Source organism: Croceibacterium atlanticum, assembly GCF_001008165.2.
Lineage (GTDB): Bacteria > Pseudomonadota > Alphaproteobacteria > Sphingomonadales > Sphingomonadaceae > Croceibacterium_C > Croceibacterium_C atlanticum.
In genome coordinates this window covers 2,885,456-2,901,174 of record NZ_CP011452.2, presented here as the reverse complement: position 1 = coordinate 2,901,174, position 15,719 = coordinate 2,885,456, and the positions used below count along the sequence as shown (strand labels likewise).

Genomic DNA, 15,719 nt, shown 5'->3' with positions numbered 1-15,719 from the left:
CCACGCATGAGGGGGAAGTCCAGACCGGGCGGAGGGTTGGCGCGGGCCATCGTTCCGCCGCAAAGAATATGTCGTGATTCTCCGCTCCCTTGCGAGCCGAGGGGGAGAAACTTGGGAGGGAGAGGGCAGTAATGGCGACCAGCGCCGAAACCGAGAAACCGAATCCGTCTGCCGGGATAACTCGCGCCGGGTGGTATGCCCTGACGCTGGTATCCGCGGCCCAGGCGATGAGCCTGCTGGACCGGCAGATCCTGTCCATCCTCGCAACGGATATCCGCCGCGATCTGGGCATTGGCGATGCTGAACTCGGCCTGCTTTACGGCACGGTCTTCGCCCTGTTCTATGCGCTGTTCTCCCTGCCGCTGGGGCGGCTGGTGGATGGCTGGATCCGCACCCGGCTGCTGGGCATCTGCCTGTGCGCATGGTCTTTCTGCGCCGGACTGGCCGCCTTCGCCAACGGCTTCCTGCTGCTGGCGATCTCCCGCCTCGGCGTGGGTATCGGCGAAGGGGCGACACAGCCCGCGGCCAATTCGATCATCTTCGACAGCTTCCCGCGCAACCGGCGCGGCATCGGCATGGCCGGGCTCGGCATCGGCCTCGCGCTAGGCCTTGGCCTGTCCATGACACTGGGCGGCATCGTCGCCGAATGGTGGGACGGGCTTTACCCTGACGGCGACGCCCCGCTGGGCTTTGCCGGCTGGCAATTCGCCTTCATCGTCGCGTCGCTCCCCGGCTTTCCGCTCGCTTATCTCATCTACACGATGAAAGAGCCGGAACGCGGCGCGATGGACGGGATCAAGGCGCCCGAAGACCCGCATCCGTTCAAGGCCAGCGCCAATGTGCTGGGCGCAGTCACGCCGGGCAGCAACTGGTTCTATCTCTGGCATCGCAATGCAGGCGCGAAGCAGTGGGCAATCAATTTCATCGGCCTGGCCGTGATACTGGCTCTCTGCACCGGCATGACGCTGATGACCCAATCCTTTTCCCCGCGCCCGTCGCTGGACGTGATGGGGCTGCCGGTCGATCCGCATATCCTGCAATGGTCGGTGGTCGGTTTCGGCATGTTCGTGATCCTCAACCTGTTCCAGAGCTTCAAGCTGACCGACAAGCCGACTTATAATGTCGTATTGTCGCCATCGCTGATCCTGCTGATGGTCGTTGGTGGATTGCAGACTTCGATCAATTACGGCGTGATGGGCTTCACCCCGTCCTTCCTGATCCGCGATTTCGGGCTCAGCCCGGCACAGGCCGGCGTCCAGTTCGGCCTGCTGGCTGCGGGCCTGGGCATGGTCGGCCCGATCGTGGCCGGCCCGCTGTCCGACTGGCTGACATCGCGAATGGGCATGCGCGGAATGGTGCTGCTGGTGCTGGTGTCGCTGGGCATTTCGCCCTTCTTCGGCATCTGGGCCTTCAGTGCTGACGATCCGGGCAGCTTCTATCTGCGTTTCGTCGCCTACAGCCTGATCCTGACCCTGTGGCTGCCGCCGGCCTATGCGCTGATGCTGGGCCTGGTCCTGCCGCGGATGCGGGGGATTACCTTTTCGACCTATACGATCGTCATGACCCTGCTCGGGCTGGGTATCGGCCCGTATTTCGTGGGCATCGTGTCCGACCGGAATGGCGGCGATCTGGGGCAGGCGATCATGTCCGTAAACCTTCTGGCCCCGCTGGCAGTCATCTGCCTGCTGATCGTGCTGATGCGCGTGAAGAGGGACGAAAGCACGATGCTCGACCGTGCCCGCAAGGGAGGAGAAGTGCTGTAAATGCCGACCGTCCGTGAAGCAGCGTTCAAGGTGTTCGAACATTTCGGCGTGGATCGCCTGTTCGGCAATCCGGGCAGTACGGAACTGCCCATGCTCAAGGCGATGCCCTTCCCCTATGTGATGGGTTTGAACGAAGCGGTGGTGATGGGCATGGCCGATGGCTATGCCCGCGCCAGCGGCAGGCCCGCACTGGTCAACCTGCACAGCAGCGCGGGCACCGGCCATTCGCTGGGCAATCTCTTCACTGCCTACAAGAACAACGCCCCAGTCGTGGTCACTGCCGGGCAGCAGGCGCGCAGCATATTGCCCCACGATCCGTTCCTGTTTGCGGAACGGCCGACGGAATTCCCCCGTCCCTATGTGAAATTCTCGGTCGAACCGGCCCGGGCGGAAGATGTGCCGCTGGCCCTGGCCCGCGCCTTCGCCACGGCGATGACCCCGCCAATGGGCCCGGTTTTCGTGTCGATCCCCGTCGATGACTGGGACCGGGAATGCGAAATGCCGGCCCTGCCCGACCTGATATTGCGGACCATGCCCGATCCCGCCGGGATAGAGCGATTGGCGAACATGCTGGACGCGGCGGAAAACCCGGCGCTGGTTCTGGGCACGGGCGTTGCCAATTGCGGCGGATGGGAAAGCGCGATCGCGCTGGCCGAACGCTGCGGCGCCAGCGTGTGGGCCGCCCCCTATGCCGCGCGCGAAACCTTCCCCGAAGATCATCCGCAATTCGCCGGCTTCCTGCCCGCATGGCGCGATCAGCTGCGTGATCTGCTGTCCGGGCATGACGCGATCCTGGTCGCCGGCGCACCGGTCTTCACCTATCACGTGGAAGGTAGCGGCCCGCACTGGCCGGCCCATGCCAAACTGGCGGCGTTGAGCGACGATCCGCAGCATCTGGCATCCCTGCCCGGCGGCGGCGGCGTTCTGGGCGATGTGGCAGCCGGACTGCAATCGCTGGCACAGAAAGTTACCGCACGCGCATGGTCCGGCACACCGCGCAAGCTGGCTGAACCGCAGCCGGATATGAATGCCGCCCATGTGCTGAAACGGGTCGCCGCATTGCGCCCGGCCGAAGCCGTGATCGTGGAAGAAGCGCCAACGGCGCGCGGGCCGGAGCATGACACGCTGCCCATCACCCGCGAGGGCGGCTTCTACACCTGTGCCAGCGGCGGGCTGGGCTATTCCCTGCCGGCCGCGATCGGCATCGCACTGGGGCAGAATGACAAGGTCATCGCCATATTGGGCGACGGCGCATCCATGTATACGATTCAGGGCCTGTTCGCGGCGAAGAACGAGAAGGCCAATGTCAGCTTCGTCGTCCTGAACAATTCCGCCTATGCGGCGCTGACCGGCTTTTCCGCCGAATTCGGCATGAACCACGTGCCGGGCTGCGATCTGACGGGCCTGGATTTCGTGAAGCTGGCAGAAGCGCAGGGCGTGGCCGCGCGAAAGGTGGAACAGGTGGACAGTCTCGATGCCGCCCTGGCCTGGAGCTTCGGCACGGACGGGCCAACATTGCTGGATATCCGCATTTCCTGAATTGCAGATGGGCCTGACATGAAACGGGCGAGGAAGCAGCCGCTCCCTCGCCCGCCAGGATCGCGTGATCGGTCTGATCAGTTCATTGCAAACACGCCGCAGGCATAGCGGCTGCCGCTGTCGCCAGACGGGTCGGTCGTCTGATCGTCCGCACCTTCATGGACGATGAAGGCGGAACCGTCTTCGTCCATCAGGCCAGCGAATGTGGCGCCACCCTGCAGCGTATATTCCAGCGTGCCCATGCCCGTTTCGCTGACTTCGAGATTCGGCATGTCGCCGGCGTGCTGGCCGTCATCACCTTCAAGCCCGTGCGTGGTTTCTTCCGGGTTCCAATGGCCGCCCGCGCTGGTAAAATCAGGCGCTTCGCAGGTTCCGGTGGTGTGCACATGCACGCCATGTTCGCCCGGCGGCATATTGGTGGCGTTGACCGCGATCATCACGCCATCGGGCGTTTCGGAGGCAGTCACGGTGCCCACTTCCACGCCTTCGGCGTTCATCAGCGTGGCAGATGCCTGAACGGCCGGTTGGGCCTCAACCGGGGTTTCCTCTACCGCTTCCTCGGTCGGCTCGGGCGAACCGCAGGCCGCGAGCCCGAGAGCGAGAACGGCAACAGATGACATTGTAATCTTGCGCAAGGGACTCTCCTTTTCCTTGTTCAGAGACAGTGAGCGAGCGCCGCAACCGTTCCCGTTTCCCTGTTACGGAGCGGGCGGCGCCGAAATTTCCGATCTATGTGACCCGCCAGACCCACAGCTTGATGCCGCTGGCATAACGCGCGCCGGAACAGACGAAGATCGACTTGTTCAGCCAGTCATAGGGGCCTTCAGGCGCGATGAATTCCGGCACGGTGCGGAAATAATATTCGGCCGGGTCCACTTCCTCGCCCCGGCGCAACCGGTCCATGACTTCGGGCGGGCCATGGCGCAGCCCCTTGTTGCGGATCTGGATCAGTGCGCCATCATCGGTTTCGATGGCGTAGATCGCGTCCGCCACGGTCACGCCATCGGACCGAGTCAATTGCCAGTCTGCCGAATTGCCGACCAGCTTGCCGCTGATTTTCGGCCCTTTCACATAGCCGCCGCCCACGATCGGAATGATCCGGCGGGTGCCATCCACGACCTTGCCGATTTCGCGCGGCGGCTCCAGATCTCCGCCCGCTTCATAGACAAACTCAAGCTCTGGCTTGATCAAGATCATTCCCCCCGGCCATGTTTTCAGTGACCGGACAGCTTAAGGACCTTAGCTTCAGGAACAAGCGAGTCGCGCAAATCACGCGTGAAAAATTGCTGAGAGGAGAATGAAATGGCGGCGGATCTCTACGCGGACTATGTCATCATCGGGGCGGGCAGCGCTGGCTGCGTGCTGGCCAACCGTTTGACGGAAAACGGGAAACACCGCGTCGTATTGCTGGAAGCCGGGGGTGACGACCGCCCGCTGCATGAACCAAGGCAGTTCATGTCCAACATGATGATCCACACGCCGATCGGCTTTGGCAAAACGCTGAACGATCCCAAGGTCAACTGGCTGTACGAAACCGAAGTGGACGAAGGATCGGGCAATCGCAGCCACAAATGGCCCAAGGGCAAGGTGCTGGGCGGATCCTCCTCCATCAATGGCCTGCTCTATGTCCGCGGCCAGTCCGCCGATTATGACGGCTGGGCCCAGATGGGGGCCCGCGGGTGGAGCTGGGACGATGTGCTCCCCTATTTCCGCAAGAGCCAGAACCAGGAACGCGGCGAAAATGAATTTCACGGCGCCGGCGGCCCGCTCAACGTATCCGATTTTCCCGAACATCACCCGGTCAGCGCCGCACTGGTGGAAGCCTGCACCCAGGCAGGCATACCCTACAAGGAAGACCTGAATGACGGGAACCAGGAAGGGGTCAGCTTCTTCCAGATGACGGCCAAGAACGGCCGCCGCCAGTCAACCGCCGTTGCCTATCTCCACCCGGCCATGGGGCGTGAAAACCTGCTGGTGGAAACCCACGCCATGACCACGCGCATCCTTTTCGAAGGGAAGAAGGCCGTCGGCGTCGAATACAGGCAGGGCAGCGAAACGCGCAGGGTCATGGTCCGGCGCGAAGTGATCGTATCGGCAGGCGCGGTGGAAAGCCCCAAGCTGCTGGAGATTTCCGGCGTAGGCCAGGGCGCGCTGCTGCAGGAACTGGGCGTCCATGTCGTCCACGAATCCCCGATGGTTGGCGAAAACCTGCAGGATCACTTCATGATCGGCTGCCAGGCGCCGCTGAAAGAGGATGCCCATTCGATCAACCACCTCAGCCGCGGGGTGAAGCTGCTGGGCCAGATCGCCAAATACGGCGTCACCCGCAAGGGGCTGCTGTCCTATGCCGTGGCCCATGGCTGCGCCTTCGTGAAGAGCCGCGATACGCTGGACTTCCCGGACATCCAGATCCACGTGATGGCCGCCAGCATGGATCTGGAATATCTGAACCAGTTCCAGGGCTTGCGGCTGGACAAGGAACCGGGCCTCGCCTCCAATCCGTGCCAGTTACGCCCGGAATCCCGCGGGTCCATCCATGCCCATTCGCGCGACGGAATGGTGACGCCGAAGATCGTTCCCAATTACCTGTCCGATCCGATCGACAGGCAGAGCGTGGTCGATCAGCTGAAGATCATCCGCAATATCTGGGAACAGCCTGCGCTTAAGCCCTATCTGAAGGCGCCCGGCGATCCCTTCGGCAGCACGGACGAAGAAATGATCGGCTATGCCAAGCTCGCCGGCGGCACGCTCTATCACGCGGTCGGCACGGTCGCGATGGGTGATGAACGCTTCCCGCTCGACCCCGAAATGCGGGTTCGCGGGGTGGAAGGGCTGCGCGTCATTGACGCTTCCGTCTTCCCCAAGATCCCCAGCGGCAACACCAATGCCCCCACGATCATGGTTGCCGAAAAGGGCAGCGACATGATCCTGCAGGCAGCGAAGGAAGCCATTGCGGCCTGAGATCGGAACAGCCCGGGGGCCGCAACACGGCGCCCGGGCTAGACCAGATCCACCACGTCCGCGATCGAATCCAGCACGCGACTGGGGCGATAAGGGTAACGGGCGACCTCGTCCTTCGCGGTGGAGCCGGACAGGACGAGGATCGTTTCCAGTCCCGCCTCGATCCCGGCGACAACATCGGTTTCCATCCTGTCCCCGATCATCACCGTGGACAGGACATGCGCTTCGATCCGGTTCATCGCGCTGCGGAACATCATCGGGTTGGGCTTGCCCACGAAATAGGGTTTCGCCCCCGTCGCCGCGGTTATCATCGCCGCGGCGGATCCGGTGGCGGGGATCGGCCCTTCGGGAGAAGGGCTGGTCACATCGGGATTGGTGGCGATGAACCGCGCCCCGGCGGAAACCAGCCGGATCGCCTTGGTTATCGCTTCGAAGGAATAGCTGCGCAATTCGCCGATCACCACGTAATCGGGATTCACATCCGTCAGCGTATAGCCGACATCGTGCAGCGCCGTGGTAAGCCCGGCCTCGCCAATGACATAGGCCGTCCCCCGGGGTTGCTGCTGGTTGAGGAAATCGGCCGTGGCGAGCGCGCTGGTCCAGATCGATTCTTCCGGCACGTCCAGCCCCGAACGGGCCAGCCGCGCCGCCAGATCGCGCGGGGTGAAGATCGAATTATTGGTAAGAACCAGAAAACGGCGCTGCTTTTCGATCAGCCGGGCGATGAATTCCGCCGCGCCGGGGATCGCCATCCCTTCCTTCACCAGCACGCCGTCCATATCGGTCAGCCAGCATTCGGGCGGTTTCCGTTCGGTTTTCATGCCTTCTAGGTGCCCCTGCCCGACGCGGAAAGCAACGGTTTAGCGCGTATGGTGGCGGGCAACGCCTGCCCGCCACCACGCATCGGCTCAGGCCGGTTCGGCAACCTTCAGCCCGATATCCTCGCTGCGGGCAAAATTGCCGTGCAGGCCAAAGCGCAGGCGGATCGGCACTTTCACCGTGGCCACCGGCCCTTTTTCGATATCCAGCGCGTCGAAGATCAGCAGGTCGCTGCGATGTTCTTCCAGCCGGTTGCAGATCATTACGATCCAGCCATCGCCTTCGGGCGAATCCTTGCTGCGCGGGATGAAGCAGGGTTCCTGCAGGCTGCTGACCGGGCCGCACCACCAATGCTGTTCCGCCCCGGTTTCCAGATCTTTCAGGAACAGGCAGTTCATCAGGAAACCGCCGGCACTGCCGCCCTTCAGGTCGCAAGGCCGGCTCATGTCCATTTCCAGGCTCCAGCCGTAACGGTTCTTCATGCCGGTGAAGCGGTCGTCGATACGAGGGAATTCGCTGGCTGTATCCGTCAGGCGGTTGATCTCCGCGAAATCGTCGCTGTTGGAGGACATGTCCACCACCCAGTCGGTCAGCTTGCTCATCGCTTCGGCACCGTTGAACGGTTCGCCATGCACATCCGGGAAGAACGGGAACATGTTGTTCTTTGCTTCCGGCACGACGAAGTGGATCTTCGACCCTTCCTGCCAGGCATTGAGCACGTGACTGGCAAAGCAATTGTCCCGCTTGAACCAGCGGATGTCTTCCTGCTTCACATCGTCGCGGCGCGGAATGACGCCGAGATAGACCGGCATGGTGGTGTCGAAGCCGAAATGCGGCTTCTTCTGTTCCAGCCGTTCCCAGCTGCCGATGGAAGGCACGATATGCAGCACCAGGTAATCCTCGGTGATGCCGAAATCATGCATCATGCAGTAATAGGGGACCTTGAACCAAACCTCGCGCACCAGTTCGCCGTCGGGGTTCACTTCGTAATAGGTCACATCATCCGTGCACAGGCCGGACGCGGCATAGCCGATGGCGACCATGTTGCCGGTATGCGGATCGATCTTCGGATGGGCAGTGAAGGTTTCGCCGGTCATCTTGCCGCCGAATTTCTCGAACCCTTCGGTTTCCATCGTCACCGGGTCCATCAGCAGGGCCGGGCTGTCTTCCTTCATCGCCCACAATTTGCCGCCATAGATCCAGGCATTGGTGTTGGCGGTAGACCGAATCATGCCCTTGACCGAAGGATCATCGGTCAGCGGGTTGCGATACATGCCGAACAGGCCGCGGCCGGCCTCTTTTTCTGCCTTCCACTTGTCCGTCTTGGCCCAGCGCTGCCTGAAATCGCACTGGCCGTCATGGATGTGGAATCGGGTAATCATTCCATCGCCGTTGAAGGCGATGTCATCGCCCAGCATGGGCGGAAATTGCGGATCCGGCTGGACGCGGAAGAAGGCACCGTCGATCTCGCGGGGGATTTCTCCCTCCACGTCGAGATCCCTGATATCGGCCTCTATCCGGCTTGGCGTGTTGAATCCCGTGAAATTCGGGGTGTCGGGGAATTGACTCATACTGTTCCTCTCCTTGCGCCCAATTGTATGCTTCACTAACGATTAGGCAAGACCACCTGTTCGGGGATAAGGCCGTTGAGCGCGCCGACATTGATCGAAAGCAAGGAAAAGGAGTTGGGCAGCCTGCACGACATATTAGGCTTCCACATCCGGCTGGCACACGGGGCCGTCTATCGTCATTTCACCGAGACATTCGCTGATCTCGACCTGACGCAGAAACAGGTATCCGCATTGTGGGTCGTGGCCGAAAATCCCGGTATTTCCCAAGTGGATATCGGCACGCGCCTGCGGATGGACCGGGCGACGACGATGACGATCGTCAACCGCCTGCGCGAACGCGGCTATGTCCGCCGGGAACAGTCGGAAACGGACAGACGAAAGCACGAATTGTTCATCACCCCGGACGGGGAGGAAGCGCTGGTGGAGGCCAAGCGCTGCATCGAGGAGCATGAAGCCTGGCTGAAAAGCCGCTTCACCGAGGACGAAATCGAAAAACTGGTGGAAATGCTCGCGCGAATCCACGATTGAGGCCGCGCGATCGGAGAGGGATTTAAAAGAATGGCAGGACCAGCTGGGGGGGCGAACCCCATCGCCGTCATCAAGGATACACCGATGGGCGCGCGACAGATGATTGTCGTGGCGCTGATGGTGTTCCTCAACGCACTGGACGGGTTCGACGTATTGTCGAGCGCCTTTGCAGGGCCGGGCATGATGGCCGAATGGGGCATCGATCGGACCCAGCTCGGCGTGGTACTCTCGGCCGAACTCGTCGGCATGGGCTTCGGCTCGGTGCTGCTGGGCGGCATGGCAGACAAATACGGCCGCAAGGCCACCATGCTGGCCTGCCTGCTGGTCATGACCTTCGGCATGTATCTCGCCAGCATCGCCGTCTATGCGCAGATCCTTCCCGGCGTACCTGGCCTCAGCTGGATGACGGATATCGTCGCGTGGCGCTTCATCACGGGCCTCGGCATTGGCGGCATGCTCGCCTCCACCAATGCGGTGGTGGCCGAAGTCACGAGCCGGACTGGCCGTTCGATTTCCATGGCCTTCTACGTCATCGGCTATCCGGTCGGCGGCGTGATTGGCGGTTTCGCGGCACAGGAATGGTTGCTGGTGCAGGGCACCTGGCACGATGTGTTCCTGTTCGGCGCGGTGGTGACGGCGGCGATGATCCCGCTGGTCATGCTGCTGGTCCCGGAAACGCCCGCCTTCTATGCCGCGCGGCGACCCGCGGGCGCGCTGGAAAAGATCAACAAGTCGCTGGCCGCTTTCGGCAAGACGGCAATTGCAAGCCTGCCGGTGATCGAAACGTCCGGGCCCCAGCCCAAGGTGACGGACATCCTCGCCAATCCGCGACTGCGCCCGATCACGCTGCTGCTGTCATTCGGATACATGGCGCACACTTTCACCTTCTATTACATCCTCAAGAACGCGCCGACCATCGTCGCGCTGTCGGGATATACGCAGGCGGAAGGCGCCAGCAGCCTGACCTACGCCAATATGGGCGGTGCCATTGGCGGGGCGATCTTCGGCTTCTTCCTCAAGAAGTTCGGCCTCAAGGGCCCGACCATTGCCGCCCTGGCCCTGGGCGTGGCCGCAGTGCTTTATTTCGGCCTCGGCCATGAGAGCTTGTGGACCTGGCGCATCGCCGCATTGCTGACCATGTTCTTCCTGAACGCGGCTATTGTCGGTTACTACGCGGCCTTCGCACTCAGCTTCCCGGCCTATGCTCGTGCCAGCGGCACGGGCTTCGCGCTCGGCGTCGGTCGTCTCGGCGCGGCAGGCTCGCCGATCGCGGCAGGCTGGCTGTTCGACACGATCAATGGCGGCAGCGAGAACCTGCTCGCCGTCTCGGCGATCATGAGCGTGGGTTCGATCCTCGCCATGCTGCTGCTCTGGATCATGCCGATCCGCGATGCGGACGAGGAGATGGAGGCAGCCACCCCGCTCCCGCAGGAAGGGCCGGAAGCCGGCGTCCCGGCGAACAAACCGGCCTGAGGCAATGAAGCCGGTCGCGCTGCGGCGCGGCCGGCCGTCCCCTGCCCGCCTTTCTGCCACGGGAGGGCGGATTCCAGGTGGCATGAACGCAACGAAAAGGCCATGAGGCCGAAAAATCGTTCACTTTGCAAACCAATGAGGGATTGAGATGAAAACCCGCGCAGCCGTTGCCTTCGAAGCGAAAAAGCCGCTGGAAATCGTGGAGCTCGATCTGGAAGGGCCGAAGGAAGGCGAGGTTCTGGTGGAAATCATGGCCACCGGCATCTGCCACACCGATGCCTACACGCTGGACGGCCTGGATTCGGAAGGGATTTTCCCGTCCATCCTCGGCCATGAAGGCGCCGGCATCGTGCGCGAAGTCGGCCCGGGCGTGACCAGCGTGAAGCCGGACGATCACGTGATCCCGCTCTACACGCCTGAATGCCGCCAGTGTAAATCCTGCCTTTCCGGCAAGACGAACCTGTGCACGGCAATCCGCGCCACCCAGGGCAAGGGCCTGATGCCGGATGGCACCAGCCGCTTCTCCTACAAGGGTGAAACGATCTATCACTATATGGGCTGTTCGACTTTTTCGAACTTCACCGTCCTGCCGGAAATCGCCGTGGCGAAAATCCGCGAGGACGCGCCCTTCAAGACCAGCTGCTATATCGGCTGCGGCGTGACCACCGGCGTCGGCGCGGTTACCAATACCGCCAAGGTCCAGCCGGGTGACAATGTGGTGATCTTCGGCCTGGGCGGCATCGGCCTGAACGTGATCCAGGGCGCCCGCATGGCCGGCGCGAACAAGATCATCGGCATCGACATCAATCCCGAGCGGGAGGAATGGGGCCGTAAATTCGGCATGACCGATTTCCTCAACACTGCCGGCATGAGCCGCGAAGATATTGTGGCCAGGATCGTGCAGATGACCGATGGCGGCGCCGATTACACCTTCGACTGCACCGGCAATACCGAAGTGATGCGCACCGCGCTGGAAGCATGCCATCGCGGCTGGGGCACCAGCATCATCATCGGCGTGGCCGAAGCGGGCAAGGAAATCAGCACCCGCCCGTTCCAGCTTGTCACCGGCCGCAACTGGCGCGGCACGGCATTTGGCGGGGCCAAGGGCCGCACCGACGTGCCGAAGATCGTGGACTGGTACATGAACGGCAAGATCGAAATCGATCCGATGATCACCCATGTTCTCAGCCTCGAAGAAATCAACAAGGGCTTCGACCTGATGCACAAGGGCGAATCGATCCGCTCGGTCGTGGTTTACTGATCCCGCATCCGGCCTGCCCCGTGGCAGGCCGGGCGGTTTGCAGGGGAGCGCCTGCCATCTTCAGACATGTCTTTTTCGGCGCCGACGATCCCGAACAGGCGCGCATATTCTATGATGCCACCTTCGGCGCATTGGACATTGGCCCCGGCACGCCGGACGCCAAGGGCCGCTATGTCTATCGCCATGGGAACGCGCTGTTCGTCATCGGCCGGCCGATCGACGGCCAGCCGGCCACCCATGCCAATGGCGGCACGCTCGGCCTGTTCGCGCCATCGCAGGATGCGCTGATGGCGTGGTACGCCGCCGGCCTCGACAATGGCGGCCTTCCTTGCGAAGGGGAACCCACGCACCGGATCTCGCCCGCCACCGGCAGGGAGATATGGATCGCCTATCTGCGCGATCCCACGGGCAATGAATTATGTGCCGTGTATGAAGTGCCGGAATAGCGGACGCGTCCGGCAAATGCCGGAATGATGCCCCCGCAAGGTCGAAACATGCCGCCCCATCTTTCGCAAGGGCGAAAACTTCGGCTATATGATGAACCCGGCTACCGAATCTGGTAGCGAGAGACACAGGAGAGGCCCCCCAATGTTCACACACAGCTATCTCGGCACCAACGATCTGAGCAAGTCCCGTCCCTTCTATGACGAGACGATGGGCGTTCTCGGCTATGAAGGCCACGAACTGCCGCATGGTTCGGTCTATGCCGATGGCCAGGGCACGGCGCTGGTGGTGGCAACACCCGCCAATGGCGAACCGCATAATGTCTCCAACGGCCACACTCTCGGCTTCCGCGCCGCCGATTACGACACGGTCGACAAATGGCACGCCGCCGGTCTGGCCAAGGGCGGCACGAACGAAGGCGATCCGGGTTTCCGCGAAAATTCGCCGGGCAACATGTACGGCGCTTATCTGCGCGATCCGGATGGCAACAAGATCTGCGTCTTCGCGCCGAACACCGGCCCCAAGGCCTGATCTCCATGAGCCTGGAGACAGTCAGCGAAAATCGCAGCTTCGGCGGCACGCAAGGCGTTTACAGGCATGTATCCGTCGCAACCGGGACGGAGATGGCATTCGCCGTCTTCGTGCCCGAACATGCGGCCGGTGCGAAGCTGCCCGTGCTGTTCTATCTCTCGGGCCTGACCTGCACCCATGCCAATGTCATGGAAAAGGGCGAATATCGCCGGGCCTGTGCCGAACACGGCATTATCCTGGTCGCCCCCGACACATCCCCGCGCGGCGAGGATGTGCCGGACGACGAAAACTATGATTTCGGCAAGGGTGCGGGCTTTTACGTCGATGCGACGGAAGAACCCTGGGCGAAGAATTACCGCATGCGTTCCTATATCGAACAGGAACTGCCGGATATCATCGCCCGCAACTTTCCTGCCGACATGGATCGGCAGGGCATTTTCGGACATTCGATGGGCGGGCATGGCGCGCTGACCATATCGCTGCGCAACCCCGGCCGTTATCGTTCGACCAGCGCCTTCGCCCCGATCGTCAGCCCGCTGAACTGCCCCTGGGGCGAAAAGGCGCTGACGGGCTATATCGGCCAGGATCGCGCGAAATGGCGCGAATATGATGCCTGCGCCCTGATCGAAGACGGCGCCCGTCTGCCCGATCTGCTGGTGGATCAGGGGCTGGCCGACAATTTCCTGGAAGAGCAGCTGAAGACGCATTTGCTGGACGAAGCGTGCCGCAATGTGGATATGCCCGCAACAATCCGGATGCAGGAGGGGTATGACCACTCCTATTATTTCATCTCGACCTTCATGGCCGATCATATTGCCTGGCACGCGGAAAGGCTGAAATCTTGAGCAGCAAAGAACAGAAGATCGGCGAGATCATCGCCGAACACCACGGGCGCGAAGGGCCGCTGCTGCCCATCCTGCACGATGTGCAGAAGGAATTCGGCTTCGTCGATGCCGAAGCGGAAACGCTGATCGCCAAGGGGCTGAACCTCACCCGCGCGGATGTGCATGGGGTGGTCAGCTTCTATCACGATTTTCACCAGCAGCCCGATCCGCGCCCCGAAGTGCAGATCTGCCGCGCGGAAGCCTGCAAGGCACGCGGCGTCGAAGCGCTGATGGCTGATGCCGAAACCGCCGCGGGCAACCGCGTGAAGCTGAAGACGGTTTACTGCCTCGGCCTGTGCAGCGTCGGCCCCAATGCCCGTGTGGGCGATGACCTGCACGCCCGGCTGGATGCCGCCGGCCTGACCAAAGTGATCGAGAACGCCCGATGATTGTCCGTATTTCCGATGATGCCCTCGCCCTCGCCTGCGGCGCGGATGCCGTGGCGGAAGCCTTCGCGAAAAAGGGCCACGAAGTACACCGCGTCTCCAGCTGGGGGATGCACTGGCTGGAACCGCTGGTGGAAGTGAACGGCGTTGGCTGGGGCCCCGTCACCACGGACCGGGTGGACGAAATCTGCGACGGCAAGGCGGACGATATCTGCATCGGCCCGGTGGAAGCCCACCCCTTCATAGCCGGTCAGCAGCGGCTGACTTTCGCCCGCGCGGGCAAGACCCGGCCAACCAGCATTGACGATTACGAAGCGACCGGCGGCTGGGAAGGCTGGAAGCGTGCGCGCACGATGGACCCGGCCGACATTATCAGGGAAGTGACCGAATCCGGCCTGCGCGGTCGCGGCGGTGCGGGCTTCCCCGCCGGCATCAAGTGGAAGACCGTTGCCGACGCGAAGAACCCGCGCAAATATGTCGTGGTCAATGCCGATGAAGGCGACAGCGGCACTTTCGCCGACCGGATGCTGATGGAAGGCGATCCCTTCCAGCTGATCGAAGGCATGGCCATCGCCGCCTATGCGGTGGGCGCGCAGACTGCCTATATCTACACCCGCAGCGAATATCCCCACGCCATCGCCAAGATGGAAGAGGCGATCCGCAAGGCCGCGCCGATCATCTCCCCGCTGCACATGGAAGTGCGCACCGGCGCGGGCGCCTATGTCTGCGGCGAGGAAACGTCGCTGCTGAACAGCCTGGAAGGAAAGCGTGGCGAAGTGCGGGCCAAGCCGCCCCTGCCCGCGCTGGAAGGCTTCATGGGTTGCCCCACCGTGGTCAATAACGTGCTGACCATGGCCGCCATTCCGCACATCCTGGCCGAAGGCGGGGCGGAAGAATATGCAAAGCTGGGCATCGACCGGTCCAAGGGCACCATGCCGATCCAGATCGCCGGCAATATCAAGCATGGCGGCCTGTACGAAGTCGCCTTCGGCATTCCGCTGAGCAAGCTGATTTACGATATTGGCGGCGGCACGCAGAGCGGGCGCCCGGTCAAGGCGGTGCAGGTGGGCGGCCCGCTGGGCGCCTATATCCACCCGGACCAGTTCGACATTCCGTTCGATTACGAAGCCTACGCCCAGGCCGATGCACTGATCGGCCATGCCGGTATCACCGTGTTCGACGATACGGCGGACATGGGCGCCATGGCACGCTTCGCGATGGAATTCTGCGCCGCGGAAAGCTGCGGCAAGTGCACGCCCTGCCGTATCGGTGCGGTTCGCGGCGTGGAGATCATCGACCGCATCCGCCATGGCGGGCGCAAGCGCGACACGATCGAACTTGCGCCGGTGATGCACAATGCGCCCAAGGACGCCGGACGCCTGCCGGAACAGGAAGTCGGCCTGCTGACCGATCTGTGCGAGACGATGAAATTCGGTTCGCTCTGCGCGCTGGGCGGTTTCACCCCCTATCCGGTGATGAGCGCGCTGAAGCACTGGCCGGAAGATTTCTTCGGCAAGGGCCAGGAACAGAAGGCACTGGACGAGACGACGGCGTGAGGA

The 15,719-nt window shown here is 62.5% G+C and carries 15 protein-coding genes; 11 read left to right on the top strand and 4 right to left on the bottom strand.

What is annotated here, in order from left to right; genetic code table 11:
* Positions 1-131 precede the first annotated feature (131 nt).
* Both WYH_RS13705 and mdlC read left to right on the top strand, forming a co-directional pair.
* Positions 132-1,763, top strand: a complete 1,632-nt coding sequence (locus tag WYH_RS13705; RefSeq protein WP_046904280.1) for an MFS transporter — start codon at positions 132-134, stop codon at positions 1,761-1,763.
* Entirely contained in the window at positions 1,764-3,302 is a 1,539-nt protein-coding gene (mdlC, locus tag WYH_RS13700; protein ID WP_046904279.1) for a benzoylformate decarboxylase, read from the top strand.
* 77 nt (positions 3,303-3,379) lie between these two features.
* On the opposite strand, the gene WYH_RS13695 is transcribed toward mdlC, so the two are convergent.
* Complete coding sequence (locus tag WYH_RS13695; RefSeq protein WP_235980026.1) at positions 3,380-3,937, bottom strand: superoxide dismutase family protein; 558 nt, start codon at positions 3,935-3,937, stop codon at positions 3,380-3,382.
* 94 nt (positions 3,938-4,031) lie between these two features.
* Complete coding sequence (locus tag WYH_RS13690) at positions 4,032-4,493, bottom strand: DUF3237 domain-containing protein (protein ID WP_425304758.1); 462 nt, start codon at positions 4,491-4,493, stop codon at positions 4,032-4,034.
* 111 nt (positions 4,494-4,604) lie between these two features.
* Here WYH_RS13690 and WYH_RS13685 point away from each other — a divergent pair, with 111 nt between their 5' ends.
* On the top strand, positions 4,605-6,263 hold the full coding sequence (locus tag WYH_RS13685) for a GMC family oxidoreductase (protein WP_046904276.1): 1,659 nt from the start codon (positions 4,605-4,607) through the stop codon (positions 6,261-6,263).
* Between the two features lie 38 nt (positions 6,264-6,301).
* On the opposite strand, the gene WYH_RS13680 is transcribed toward WYH_RS13685, so the two are convergent.
* Positions 6,302-7,084, bottom strand: a complete 783-nt coding sequence (locus tag WYH_RS13680) for an HAD-IIA family hydrolase (RefSeq protein WP_046904275.1) — start codon at positions 7,082-7,084, stop codon at positions 6,302-6,304.
* Between the two features lie 87 nt (positions 7,085-7,171).
* Positions 7,172-8,653: a lignostilbene-alpha,beta-dioxygenase gene (locus WYH_RS13675; RefSeq protein ID WP_046904274.1), complete on the bottom strand. Its 1,482-nt coding sequence runs from the start codon at positions 8,651-8,653 to the stop codon at positions 7,172-7,174.
* A 75-nt stretch (positions 8,654-8,728) separates the two neighbouring features.
* On the opposite strand from WYH_RS13675, the gene WYH_RS13670 reads away from it, so the two are divergent.
* From WYH_RS13670 to WYH_RS13635, 8 genes are all read left to right on the top strand, one after another.
* Entirely contained in the window at positions 8,729-9,181 is a 453-nt protein-coding gene (locus WYH_RS13670) for a Saro_0803 family transcriptional regulator (protein WP_046904273.1), read from the top strand.
* Positions 9,182-9,211: 30 nt separating this feature from the next.
* Positions 9,212-10,654: an MFS transporter gene (locus WYH_RS13665; protein ID WP_179945418.1), complete on the top strand. Its 1,443-nt coding sequence runs from the start codon at positions 9,212-9,214 to the stop codon at positions 10,652-10,654.
* A gap of 148 nt (positions 10,655-10,802) precedes the next feature.
* Entirely contained in the window at positions 10,803-11,915 is a 1,113-nt protein-coding gene (locus WYH_RS13660; RefSeq protein WP_046904272.1) for an S-(hydroxymethyl)glutathione dehydrogenase/class III alcohol dehydrogenase, read from the top strand.
* Between the two features lie 20 nt (positions 11,916-11,935).
* The gene (locus WYH_RS13655; RefSeq protein WP_244877927.1) at positions 11,936-12,361 is read left to right on the top strand and encodes a VOC family protein; all 426 of its coding nucleotides are present in this window, start codon (positions 11,936-11,938) and stop codon (positions 12,359-12,361) included.
* 142 nt (positions 12,362-12,503) lie between these two features.
* A complete protein-coding gene (locus WYH_RS13650; RefSeq protein ID WP_046904271.1) occupies positions 12,504-12,890 on the top strand; it encodes a VOC family protein in 387 nt (128 codons plus the stop codon).
* A gap of 5 nt (positions 12,891-12,895) precedes the next feature.
* On the top strand, positions 12,896-13,735 hold the full coding sequence (fghA, locus tag WYH_RS13645; protein ID WP_046904270.1) for an S-formylglutathione hydrolase: 840 nt from the start codon (positions 12,896-12,898) through the stop codon (positions 13,733-13,735).
* A complete protein-coding gene (locus WYH_RS13640; RefSeq protein WP_046904269.1) occupies positions 13,732-14,163 on the top strand; it encodes an NAD(P)H-dependent oxidoreductase subunit E in 432 nt (143 codons plus the stop codon). Before fghA ends, WYH_RS13640 begins: the two co-directional genes overlap by 4 nt.
* Positions 14,160-15,716 carry an NADH-ubiquinone oxidoreductase-F iron-sulfur binding region domain-containing protein gene (locus WYH_RS13635; RefSeq protein WP_046904268.1) on the top strand — a complete coding sequence of 519 codons (1,557 nt, stop codon included), beginning with the start codon at positions 14,160-14,162 and terminating at the stop codon, positions 15,714-15,716. Before WYH_RS13640 ends, WYH_RS13635 begins: the two co-directional genes overlap by 4 nt.
* The last annotated feature ends 3 nt before the right edge of the window (positions 15,717-15,719 follow it).

Coding starts and splice junctions, on each gene's coding strand:
- WYH_RS13705 (WP_046904280.1), top strand. CDS start 132: ATGGCGACCAGCGCCGAAACCGAGAAACCGAATCCGTCTGCCGGGATA.
- mdlC (WP_046904279.1), top strand. CDS start 1,764: ATGCCGACCGTCCGTGAAGCAGCGTTCAAGGTGTTCGAACATTTCGGC.
- WYH_RS13685 (WP_046904276.1), top strand. CDS start 4,605: ATGGCGGCGGATCTCTACGCGGACTATGTCATCATCGGGGCGGGCAGC.
- WYH_RS13680 (WP_046904275.1), bottom strand. CDS start 7,084: ATGAAAACCGAACGGAAACCGCCCGAATGCTGGCTGACCGATATGGAC.
- WYH_RS13675 (WP_046904274.1), bottom strand. CDS start 8,653: ATGAGTCAATTCCCCGACACCCCGAATTTCACGGGATTCAACACGCCA.
- WYH_RS13665 (WP_179945418.1), top strand. CDS start 9,212: ATGGCAGGACCAGCTGGGGGGGCGAACCCCATCGCCGTCATCAAGGAT.
- WYH_RS13660 (WP_046904272.1), top strand. CDS start 10,803: ATGAAAACCCGCGCAGCCGTTGCCTTCGAAGCGAAAAAGCCGCTGGAA.
- WYH_RS13650 (WP_046904271.1), top strand. CDS start 12,504: ATGTTCACACACAGCTATCTCGGCACCAACGATCTGAGCAAGTCCCGT.
- fghA (WP_046904270.1), top strand. CDS start 12,896: ATGAGCCTGGAGACAGTCAGCGAAAATCGCAGCTTCGGCGGCACGCAA.
- WYH_RS13635 (WP_046904268.1), top strand. CDS start 14,160: ATGATTGTCCGTATTTCCGATGATGCCCTCGCCCTCGCCTGCGGCGCG.